This window comes from Streptococcus sp. (genome assembly GCF_030528045.1).
Classification (GTDB): Bacteria; Bacillota; Bacilli; order Lactobacillales; family Streptococcaceae; genus Streptococcus.
The window spans coordinates 25,085-33,396 of sequence record NZ_JAUMZR010000019.1; the positions used below are offsets into that span (position 1 = coordinate 25,085).

At 36.7% G+C, this 8,312-nt stretch carries 6 protein-coding genes; all 6 read left to right on the top strand.

Annotation, left to right across the window (positions count from 1 at the left end; translation table 11 throughout):
• Window positions 1-189: 189 nt before the first annotated feature.
• Window positions 190-2,658, top strand: a complete 2,469-nt coding sequence (gene gyrA / locus Q4A91_RS05120; RefSeq protein WP_303209246.1) for a DNA gyrase subunit A — start codon at window positions 190-192, stop codon at window positions 2,656-2,658.
• The gene (locus Q4A91_RS05125; protein ID WP_303209247.1) at window positions 2,658-3,413 is read left to right on the top strand and encodes a class A sortase; all 756 of its coding nucleotides are present in this window, start codon (window positions 2,658-2,660) and stop codon (window positions 3,411-3,413) included. The genes gyrA and Q4A91_RS05125 overlap by 1 nt, the downstream gene beginning before the upstream one ends.
• Window positions 3,414-3,606: 193 nt before the next feature.
• A complete protein-coding gene (locus Q4A91_RS05130; protein ID WP_303209248.1) occupies window positions 3,607-4,404 on the top strand; it encodes a formate/nitrite transporter family protein in 798 nt (265 codons plus the stop codon).
• Between the two features lie 149 nt (window positions 4,405-4,553).
• Window positions 4,554-5,834, top strand: a complete 1,281-nt coding sequence (locus Q4A91_RS05135) for an O-acetylhomoserine aminocarboxypropyltransferase/cysteine synthase family protein (protein ID WP_303209249.1) — start codon at window positions 4,554-4,556, stop codon at window positions 5,832-5,834.
• Window positions 5,835-6,350: 516 nt separating this feature from the next.
• The gene (locus Q4A91_RS05140) at window positions 6,351-7,256 is read left to right on the top strand and encodes a DUF1837 domain-containing protein (RefSeq protein WP_303209250.1); all 906 of its coding nucleotides are present in this window, start codon (window positions 6,351-6,353) and stop codon (window positions 7,254-7,256) included.
• Window positions 7,253-8,305 carry a DEAD/DEAH box helicase gene (locus tag Q4A91_RS05145; protein WP_303209251.1) on the top strand — a complete coding sequence of 351 codons (1,053 nt, stop codon included), beginning with the start codon at window positions 7,253-7,255 and terminating at the stop codon, window positions 8,303-8,305. Before Q4A91_RS05140 ends, Q4A91_RS05145 begins: the two co-directional genes overlap by 4 nt.
• Window positions 8,306-8,312 lie beyond the last annotated feature (7 nt).

The window sequence follows — 8,312 nt, forward strand, 5'->3', positions numbered from 1 at the left end:
TAAACATCTCCTTCATTTTTTTTAGGGGAATCCCCAGACACTTTCATTCTATCACTTTTGAAAAGCTTTGTCACAAATATTCTATTCGGTTATCGATGTAAACGTTTTAGTGGTTTCAGAAGGCTGAAATGGAGGACAAATTATGGTATAATATATCTAATTACTAATAGTGAAATGAGGCATTTATGAATGCAGGATAGAAATTTAGTGAATGTCAATCTGACAAAGGAGATGAAGACCAGCTTTATCGACTACGCCATGAGTGTTATCGTCGCGCGGGCCCTTCCTGATGTTCGAGATGGCTTAAAACCTGTTCACCGTCGTATTCTTTATGGAATGAATGAACTAGGTGTTACACCAGACAAACCTCATAAAAAATCAGCCCGTATTACAGGGGATGTTATGGGTAAATACCACCCACACGGTGATTCCTCAATTTACGAATCCATGGTTCGTATGGCTCAGTGGTGGAGCTACCGTTACATGCTTGTTGATGGGCATGGAAACTTTGGTTCTATGGACGGGGACGGTGCTGCCGCGCAGCGGTACACTGAGGCACGTATGAGCAAGATTGCTCTTGAAATGCTTCGTGATATCAACAAAAACACAGTTGATTTCGTAGACAACTACGATGCTAACGAACGTGAACCCTTGGTCTTGCCAGCTCGTTTTCCAAACCTTTTGGTCAATGGAGCAACGGGTATCGCTGTTGGGATGGCAACCAATATTCCACCTCACAATTTGGGTGAAACCATTGATGCAGTGAAGTTTGTTATGGATAATCCTGAAGTGACGACTAAGGACTTGATGGAAGTCTTGCCTGGTCCAGATTTTCCGACTGGTGCTCTTGTCATGGGAAAATCAGGTATTCATAAGGCTTATGAGACTGGTAAAGGTTCCATTGTCCTTCGTTCTCGTACAGAGATTGAAACCACTAAGACGGGTCGGGAGCGCATCGTTGTAACGGAATTTCCTTATATGGTTAATAAAACCAAGGTGCATGAGCATATTGTTCGCTTGGTTCAGGAAAAACGAATTGAGGGCATTACAGCTGTACGTGATGAGTCCAACCGTGAAGGCGTTCGCTTTGTAATAGAGGTTAAACGCGACGCGTCTGCCAACGTTATCCTTAACAACCTCTTCAAGATGACCCAGATGCAAACCAACTTTGGTTTCAACATCTTGGCGATTCAAAATGGTGTGCCAAAAATCTTGTCCCTTCGTCAAATTTTGGATGCTTATATCGAACACCAAAAAGAAGTGGTTGTTCGCCGTACTCGTTTTGATAAGGAAAAATCAGAAGCGCGTGCGCACATCTTAGAAGGTCTTTTAATTGCACTTGACCATATCGACGAAGTGATTCGTATCATTCGTGCCAGTGAAACAGATGCGGAAGCACAAGCTGAGTTGATGAGCAAGTTCAAGCTTTCTGAACGTCAAAGTCAAGCTATCCTTGATATGCGTCTTCGTCGTTTGACAGGATTGGAACGTGATAAGATTCAGTCTGAATACGATGAATTGATTGCTTTGATTGCAGATTTGGCTGATATTCTTGCCAAACCTGAGCGCGTGGCGCAAATTATCAAAGAGGAATTGGACGAAGTCAAACGCAAGTTTGGTGACAAGCGTCGTACGGAGTTGATGATCGGAGAAGTCTTAACTCTTGAAGATGAAGATTTGATTGAAGAAACGGATGTCTTGATTACCCTATCTAACAAGGGCTATATCAAACGTTTGGACCAAAGTGAGTTTACTGCTCAAAAACGTGGTGGCCGTGGAGTTCAAGGTACGGGAGTTAAGGATGATGACTTTGTGCGTGAGTTGGTTTCAACCAGCACCCATGATCATCTGCTCTTCTTTACCAATAAAGGACGCGTATATCGACTAAAAGGTTATGAAATTCCTGAATACGGTCGTACTGCTAAGGGCTTGCCAGTTGTCAATCTATTGAAGTTGGACGAAGGTGAGAGCATTCAGACCATCATCAACGTTGAGTCTGAACGTAGTGATGACGCCTATCTCTTCTTTACAACTCGTCACGGTATTGTGAAGAGAACCAGTGTTAAAGAGTTCGCTAATATTCGTCAAAATGGACTTAAAGCCTTGAATCTCAAGGATGAAGACGAATTGATTAATGTCTTGCTGACAGAAGAAGATACGGATATTATCATTGGTACTAAGTTTGGTTATGCTGTTCGCTTTAATCAATCAGCTGTTCGTGGCATGAGCCGTATCGCGACAGGTGTCCGAGGAGTCAATCTTCGTGAGGGTGACACAGTAGTTGGTGCTAGCGTGATTACAAACCAAGATGAGGTTCTTATCATCACTGAAAAAGGATATGGTAAACGTACACTTGCTACTGAATATCCTACAAAAGGCCGTGGTGGTAAAGGGATGAAGACAGCCAATGTTGCTGAGAAGAATGGTCCTCTGGCAGGTCTTCTTACTGTTAAAGGAGATGAAGACCTGATGATTATCACAGATACAGGTGTCATGATTCGTACAAACGTTGCCAATATTTCACAAACGGGACGCTCAACTATGGGAGTTAAGGTGATGCGTCTAGATCAGGATGCTAAGATTGTGACCTTTACAACGGTTGCTGCGGCAGAAAAAGAAGAAGTTGGGACTGAAATTGAAACAGAAGGTGAAGCATAATGTCTCATAAAAAAACGAAAAATAAAAAGAGTAAGAAAAACAAGCGCAGAAATCTATTTATCAATATTTTAGCGAGTTTCTTAATTCTTTTATCGCTAGCTTTAATTTTTAATTCAAAGATTCGCGATATCTTTTTGGTCTGGAATACCAATAAATACCAAGTCAATCAAGTCACTAAAGAAAATATAGATGAAAATTTAAAATCCGAGGGAAATTTTGATTTTGACTCTGTTAAGTCTATTTCATCCGAAGCTGTATTGGCTTCACAATGGGATGCTCAGAAACTTCCTGTTATTGGAGGCATTGCTATTCCTGAAGTAGAGATTAACCTTCCTATTTTCAAAGGGTTGGATAATGTAAACCTGTTCTACGGAGCTGGGACCATGAAATCAGACCAAAAAATGGGAGAAGGGAACTATTCTCTAGCCAGTCACCATATCTTTACTGCTGAAAATGCCAGTCAAATGCTCTTCTCACCTTTGGTCAATGCCAAAGCAGGTATGAAAATTTACCTGACGGATAAGGATAAAGTTTATACTTATGAGATTACAGAAGTTAAACATGTCACACCTGACCGTGTAGATGAAATCGAAGATCGTGATGGCGTAAAGGAGATTACTTTGGTTACCTGTGTTGATTATAATGCGACCGAGCGTATAATCGTCAAAGGAATCTTTAAAGAATCAAAAGCTTATTCTGAGACTTCTGAGGATATTTTGAAGGCCTTTAATCAACCGTATAGACAACGATATTAAGAATGAATGAACCAGTGAAGAGCTATTTCACTGGTTTTTTATATGAACAAATAGAATCAAAATAGTTCTTATGAAATAAGAAGGCTTAGGATAAAGATTTTTAAGATAAATATTTTAGAATTTTACAGAAAACGCTTTCTAGAAAAAAAGAATTATGTTATAATTATCACAAATAAAAGTTTAGGAGTTTTTTATGGTCTCTTCAGAATTTATCTCAAAGATTGAATTTGCTTGCAAGAAGAAAGAAAGTCTTTATAGCCAAAGTAAGTTTAAGTATGCGATTCGTTCCATGTTTGCAGGTGCTTTTCTGACATTTAGTACGGCTGCAGGCGCAGTTGGGGCTGACTTGATTAATAAGATCGCTCCAGGTAGTGGACGTTTCCTCTTCCCATTTGTTTTTGCTTGGGGATTGGCCTACATTGTTTTCTTGAATGCTGAGCTGGTAACTTCGAATATGATGTTTTTGACAGCTGGTAGTTTCTTGAAAAAAATCTCTTGGAGAAAAACAGCTGAGATTTTACTTTACTGTACCTTGTTCAACCTTATCGGAGCTTTGATAGCAGGTTGGGGCTTTGCTCATTCGGCAGCCTATGCAAATCTAACACATGATAGCTTCATTTCAGGGGTTGTAGAGATGAAGTTAGGTCGTTCCAATGAGCTAGTCTTGCTTGAAGGTATTTTAGCCAATATCTTTGTAAACATTGCCATTCTTTCATTCGTTTTGGTGAAAGACGGTGGAGCCAAACTTTGGCTTGTTTTGTCAGCAATTTACATGTTTGTATTCTTAACAAACGAACACATTGCTGCGAACTTTGCTTCTTTTGCGATTGTTAAGTTTAGTGTTGCAGCAGATTCAATTGCTAACTTTGACATACCTAATATTCTTCGTCACTGGGGTGTAACCTTTGTCGGAAACTTTATCGGAGGAGGTCTCTTGATGGGCTTGGCATACGCTTTCCTCAATAAAAACGAAGATACTTATGTAGATTAAAAAACGAGCACGAGTTAATCGTGCTCTTTTGTTTGATGTGTAAGACTAGTCATAGTTGTTCCTTATATCAAAATATAGAAAAACGGTATTGGAAAAGACTAGCACAAGATGGTACAATATCCCTAATGAAGCTATTTGGAGGTCGTCATATGACTCGTGATTTTAAATTTGAAACCCTACAATTACATGCTGGGCAAGTAGTTGATCCAGCAACTAAGTCTCGTGCAGTACCGATTTATCAAACAACATCCTTCGTTTTTGATGACACGCAAGAAGGTGCCGATTTGTTTGCCTTGAGAAAACCAGGGAACATTTATACTCGTATCACAAACCCTACAACGGCAGCATTTGAGGAAAGAATTGCTGCTCTTGAAGGTGGTGTTGGAGCGCTAGCGACTGCATCAGGTATGGCTGCTGTAACCTACACTATTTTGGCGCTTGCTCACGCAGGTGACCATGTGGTGGCTGCGTCAACTATTTACGGTGGGACCTTCAACCTCTTGAAGGAAACCCTTCCTCGTTATGGGATCACAACAACCTTTGTCGATGTGGATAATTTGGAAGAAGTGGAAGCAGCTATCAATGACAATACCAAGCTTGTCTTGATTGAAACCTTGGGGAATCCCTTGATTAACATTCCTGACTTGGAAAAATTGGCTGAGATTGCGCATAAACACCAGATTCCTCTCGTTTCGGACAATACTTTTGCCACACCATATTTGATTAACGTCTTCTCTCACGGTGTAGATATTTCCATTCACTCAGCAACTAAGTTTATCGGTGGGCATGGTACGACTATTGGAGGAGTGATTGTCGATAGCGGTCGTTTTGACTGGGCAGCTTCAGGGAAATTCCCTCAATTTGTTGAGGAAGACCCAAGTTACCACAACTTGAGCTATACTCGTGATGTGGGTGCAGCAGCCTTTATTATCGCTGTTCGTGTTCAATTGCTCCGTGATACAGGTGCTGCCTTGTCACCATTTAATGCCTTTCTCTTGCTCCAAGGGCTTGAAACTCTCTCTCTTCGTGTTGAACGTCACGTGCAAAATGCAGAGAAAATTGTTGATTTCCTTGTAAATCATCCTAAGGTAGAGAAGGTAAATTATCCAAAACTAGCGGACAGTCCTTACCATGCCTTGGCTGAGAAATATTTGCCAAAAGGTGTTGGTTCAATCTTTACCTTCCATGTCAAAGGTGGAGAGGCAGAAGCCCGCAAGGTGATTGATAATCTGGAAATCTTCTCTGACCTTGCTAACGTAGCAGATGCTAAATCTCTTGTTGTCCATCCAGCCACAACCACTCACGGTCAGTTGTCAGAAAAAGATCTAGAAGCAGCAGGTGTCACACCAAACCAAATCCGCTTGTCGATCGGTCTTGAAAATGTAGAGGATTTGATTGAAGATTTGCGCTTGGCCTTGGAAAAAAATTAAAGAAAGCGTATAAATAATTTGTAACTAATTATTAAATGAACTATATAAGGCTAGTATTATCGAGTCTTATATAGTTTATTTTGCTATAATAGTTTAAAATATGATTAGTATTATTGCTATGAGATTGTTAAAGAAGAATATTAAGTAAACTTTAAGACGAACATAGAATCATTAAGAAAGGCAAAGAAACTACTTGTCTCTAAAAATTAACTTAAATTTTCAACTTAAGAAGGTTTAAGGGATGAACGTTTGATTCAGGAATAGTAATAATGACAAATGAAACTAATCAGAATTAAAGTATAGATGTAGAAGAAATTAGTCCTGATTCTGACTTATAAGATTCAGTTAGATAAATTAGTTTCAAACAAAATGAAAAATTTTTGAGGACTTAGAATAGCTAGAAAGTTTTCCATTTTATCACTTAATTGTGTTGTGCCAAGAGTGATTATGTGAAATTGTTAAAAAGTAAAGTTTGATTTTGAAAAAAATAATTATAAATAAAAGGAGAAATTCTAAATGAGTCATTGCCATTCTGAACATAAAGAAATTAGTAATAATGTTCATACATTTTATATCGGATTTGATTTAGATGATTTTGGCAAGATTTCACAAGTAAAAAAGAAGTTTTATGATGAATTGTTTGACGACATTGCTTCTTTTGCTTTCGGATCACATAATGTAATGAAGAGAATCAAAGAACCTCAGGATATTTCTAAAGTTCAGAGGGAAGCATTGAGAAAAATGTATAATATCCCAGAATTACAAGAAGCCAGTAAGTACTATCTTGAATCAGATTTAGTAGAGGATAAGTATCTTAAGCGTGGTGAGTTTGGAGAGTTGCTTTTATATCATCTGCTACATGAATATTTTAATGCTGATGCTTTAATTTCAAAAATCTATTTCAAGGATAGCATGGGCCTACCAGCGCATGGTTTTGATGCAGTTCACGTGGATTCTGATAATCAAATTTTGTGGATTGGAGAATCTAAATTATATTCTGATTCTAGTTCTGCTATTGATGCTTTGATGAAAGATTTGGAAGAACATTTTAGAATATCTTTTTTTAATTCTGAGTTTGTTATTATTGAAAATCGTGTTCATGATAGTGATATAGAACTTGATGATTTTATGAAAAAATTAATTAATCCGCAAACAAAAGTTTTGGATAAACTTGTAAATATTAATATTGCATTATTCGCTGGATTTGATAGTAAGTCATTGCAAGAGTTTAAAGATGAAGAGTCATTTAAGAAAAAACTAGAATCAGAGATTGAGATTTTAGAACAAAAAGCGTTCAAAAAAATAAAAACTCATCCATGGAATGAACATTTAAATGTATTTTTATTTTTATTTCCAGTTGACGATAAAAAAGAATTTGTTAAAGATCTACATTTAAAATTAAAAGGGGCGCAACAAGGATGAAAAATATTGAGGAATTTCTGGGATATTCTGAGCTGAAAAATTTTGAAGAAAATTTTGAACTTATTAAACATATTTCTAGTATAATTGATACGTCTGATGCTAGAAAAGTAATAATTCATATCTTAGATATCTGGGAGAATGTAAATAATAATGCAAAAGAAATATGGATTGATTTGATTGGACGAGCAGGATTTTATCCATATTATATTGAAAAAGTTTTTAAAGAAAAATTAACTCTGTCACTTCAGGATCAAATAAAAACAGAATTTTTTAAATCTGATTATCTTCCAAACATATATTTCCATGAACAGCAAAAGGAAATAGAAATAGCCTTATCCAATGGAGATAATATAGCTGTAAGCGCGCCAACTAGTTTTGGAAAAAGCTTACTTATCGAAGAGATTGTAGCAAGAAAACAATTCTGTAATATTTTAATTATACAACCGACTCTTGCATTAATTGATGAAACAAGAAAAAAACTATCAAAGTATAAAGTAGATTATAATTTAATAATTAATACTCGTCAAAAGGTCCTTGAGAAAAATATTTTCATTTTAACAGCCGAACGAGTGTTAGAATTTCCAAATCTTCCAAGTATAGATTTTTTTGTCATTGATGAATTTTATAAAATTTGTAATCGTCTAAATGATAGTAGAATTGATTCTTTGAATGTCGCATTACTAAGAGTTATGAAACATAATACCCAAGCAATGTTCTTAACTCCGACTGTAGATTCTCTATCGGAGGCTTTTCGGGATAAGTATAAAGTTTCTTTTTTTAAAACAGATTATGCTTTAGTAAATACTAATGTCATTGAGGTTAGGAATAGAAATAATAATTTATTATCTGGTAACTCTAAAAAAAATAAATTATTTGAAATGCTATATAAACAAGAAGAATCAAGTATTGTATATGTAAAATCTCCGAATGAAGCCTATAAACTTGCCAAAGAATATGTTGACTATTTACGCAAAAATAAGATTGAGACTGAAAATAAAAAATTGGTTCTGTCAATAATTTTGTGTAAACACTCAAGTAGAGTTTATTGAGTTATAC